This window comes from Planktotalea sp., from assembly GCF_049680325.1.
Taxonomy (GTDB): domain Bacteria; phylum Pseudomonadota; class Alphaproteobacteria; order Rhodobacterales; family Rhodobacteraceae; genus Planktotalea.
Genome location: NZ_JBAUHO010000132.1, coordinates 1 through 2978, shown reverse-complemented (window position 1 = coordinate 2978; position 2978 = coordinate 1). Strand labels below are relative to the sequence as shown.

Here is a 2978-nt window from a genome sequence, read left to right as displayed (position 1 = left end):
CGCCGTAACAACCGGGGTCAACGTAAAGACCGCCGCCGCCGAAACAGGTTTTGCGGTTTTAAGCCCTTCGAACATTAGCACAAAATAGGTGGCGAAAATAACGCCAAGTAGAAGGTATCGCCAGATCGCTGTTAAGCGCATTGCCTTGAAGTCCCCGCGCAGCGCGCAGATTCCGCCAAGGATCAGCGCCGCGATCGCAAACCGAAGGAGTGTGACCAACTCTGGATCTACGCTTGGGGCCGCTATCGAGCCTAGCGAAAACGAACCTGCCACAAGGACTGAAAACAACAGCATTGCAGCATGTCCACGATAAGCTTCGCTCATGCGGTGTCCCAGCTTTTTGCTTGCTCTTTCACGAACTTCAGGAATGCCTGTACTTTTGCGGTACGGTGCAGATCAACGTGGGTGACAAGCCATAAAGGTGCGCGCCATTCTTCTTTTGGTGGGGCAATCTGGACCATATCCTTGTGGCTTGCAGCATCTGCGTCGGTCATGAACCCGATACCTGCGCCAGCGCAAATGGCCAATTCCATCGCACGGTTGTCGGTCGAGCGGAAAACCACGTTCTCGCGCGGGACATGCGCGGCCAGCCACTTGAAAAAGGGCGCGCGGCTGTTTTCTGAATCGTGCCCGACAAAGCGGTGCTTTGCATATTCTTTCTCGCTTGAGGGCATGCCAAAGCGTTCCACATAGCTTTTGGCAGCATAAAGCGACACGGTTTGGCTCACGAAGGCCTGGACGACATTATCGGGCTGCTCAGGCGCAGCGCCTGCGCGCACGGCGACATGTGCTTCGCCATACTCCAGTCGGAACAGGCGTTCACCCGTTAAATACCGCACCGTAATTTCGGGAAAGGCCTTTTGAAATGCGCTTAGCGTCGGCGACATCAACGGCGCAAGACCATTGAGCGACGTGACGACCAACTCACCTGAAACCTCATCGCCTTTGCCTTTGACGCGCCCTGCAAGTTGGCTGAACTGCTCGTCCGTGGCTTGGGCCACGCGGCACAGATCCTCGCCCGCCTCGGTCGCCGTATACCCGCGGGCGTGGCGCTGAAACAGCTTCACACCGAGGCGCTGTTCAAGCGCATCCACATGGCGGATCACCGTCGCATGATGCACGCCAAGCACATCGGCTGCGCCGCTGACGGTTCCCATGCGAGCCACCTGATAGGCGGTGCGTACCTCGTCCCAATTGTCCATTTGTCCGTCCTATTTGTGCGTCAACTCACGATTCATTCCACATTCACCACTCTGGTTCGCAATTGCAACAAACGCGCCCTTGGCAATCTCACATGCACACGCCAAATTAGCCGTATGAAGGTGACCCGAAATACCCATGCGCAACTCATTGTGGAGGATCGTCCGGTTTTAATCACGGTTCTCATAGCAGGATTTCTTCTAGGAACCCTGTCTATCGCCGTTCTTTCGCTTTTCGCCGGGGCGCTTTTACCGGCATTCTTCTTCGCCCTCTTTGCAGGCGGCCTTGCTTTGTTAATGCGTCTGGCCGTGCGCCGTGTTCAGATAATCTTTGACCGCACCGCAGGGACCATCACCGAACGCACGCGTGGATTTGAAGGGTATCGCGAGGTGATCTATCCGCTTGGTGAACTCAGCCATGCGTTCAAAGAGGGGTACGATTCTGCGCGGTGCGTTTTGGTGTTTCATAAGGGCATGAGCCAAGGTCATCGCCCGATTGCTCAATATTCAAGCGGCGGGCTCGCGCCTCAGCGGGTGACAGATGCCATAAACACATGGCTCAAAGCGCCAGCGCCTGTTGACTCTGAACCGCCCAAAGCCTAAACGCGGAGCCATATCCGGAAGCCAAAAACCTTCCGGTCCTCGACAACACGAGGATCGCCATCAGTCAGCGCGTTGCGCCCACTGGTGCGATACTCGTTTGGAACATTCGCCGGGCCTACCTACATTGGGTCCAACTTGCAGCAGACTGAAGGGCCAATAGGCATGTTTGAAAATCTATCCGACCGTCTCTCTGGCGTCTTTGATCGCCTGACCAAGCAAGGCGCATTGTCCGAGGATGACGTCAAAACCGCCCTGCGCGAAGTGCGCGTTGCTTTGCTTGAGGCTGATGTTTCCCTGCCCGTTGCCCGCGATTTCGTCAAAGCCGTGCAAGAAAAGGCAACGGGTCAGTCTGTGACCAAGTCGGTCACACCGGGCCAACAAGTTGTCAAAATCGTCCATGACGAATTGATCCACGTTCTTAAGGGCGAAGGCGAGCCGGGCGATCTGAAGATCGACAACGCCCCTGCCCCGATCCTGATGGTTGGTTTGCAAGGCGGCGGTAAAACAACAACGACCGGTAAACTTGCCAAGCGTTTGAAGGACCGCAACGGCAAGCGGGTTCTGATGGCCTCGCTCGATATTTACCGTCCGGCGGCGCAGCAACAACTTGCGATCCTCGGTCAACAGATCGGCGTTGATACGCTGCCCATCGTTGCCGGCGAATCCGCTGTTCAGATCGCAAAGCGCGCCAAGCAACAGGCGACGCTTGGCGGTTATGACGTGTACATGCTTGACACCGCGGGTCGTTTGCAGATCGACGCGACCTTGATGAAAGAGGTCGAGGACGTGCGCGATGCGGTCAACCCGCGCGAGACACTTCTGGTTGTTGATGGCCTTACGGGACAGGTTGCAGTTGAAGTTGCAGAAGAATTCGATAGCAAGATCGGAATTTCCGGCGTTGTCCTAACACGTATGGACGGCGACGGTCGCGGCGGCGCGGCCCTGTCGATGCGTGCGGTGACTGGCAAGCCGATCAAGTTCGTCGGGCTTGGCGAAAAGATGGACGCGCTTGAAACATTCGAGCCCGAGCGTATTGCGGGCCGTATTCTTGGCATGGGCGACATCGTTGCGCTGGTCGAGAAAGCGCAAGAAACCATCGAGGCCGAACAAGCCGAGCGCATGATGAAGCGCTTTGCCAAAGGTCAGTTCAACATGAACGACCTCAAGAGCCAGCTT

General features: G+C 56.4%; 4 protein-coding genes. 2 read left to right on the top strand and 2 right to left on the bottom strand.

Annotation, left to right across the window (positions count from 1 at the left end):
- On the bottom strand, nucleotides 1-324 hold a 324-nt coding region (locus tag WBC85_RS05950), incomplete at its 3' end, for an EamA family transporter (protein ID WP_424433956.1).
- Nucleotides 321-1202: a LysR family transcriptional regulator gene (locus tag WBC85_RS05945; RefSeq protein ID WP_424433954.1), complete on the bottom strand. Its 882-nt coding sequence runs from the start codon at nucleotides 1200-1202 to the stop codon at nucleotides 321-323. The genes WBC85_RS05950 and WBC85_RS05945, both read right to left, overlap by 4 nt.
- Nucleotides 1203-1322: 120 nt before the next feature.
- Between WBC85_RS05945 and WBC85_RS05940 the strand changes: the two genes are divergently transcribed.
- Both WBC85_RS05940 and WBC85_RS05935 read left to right on the top strand, forming a co-directional pair.
- Nucleotides 1323-1802, top strand: coding sequence for a hypothetical protein (locus WBC85_RS05940; protein WP_424433952.1), 480 nt, complete (start codon nucleotides 1323-1325; stop codon nucleotides 1800-1802).
- A 162-nt stretch (nucleotides 1803-1964) separates the two neighbouring features.
- On the top strand, nucleotides 1965-2978 hold a 1014-nt coding region (locus WBC85_RS05935), incomplete at its 3' end, for a signal recognition particle protein (RefSeq protein ID WP_424433950.1).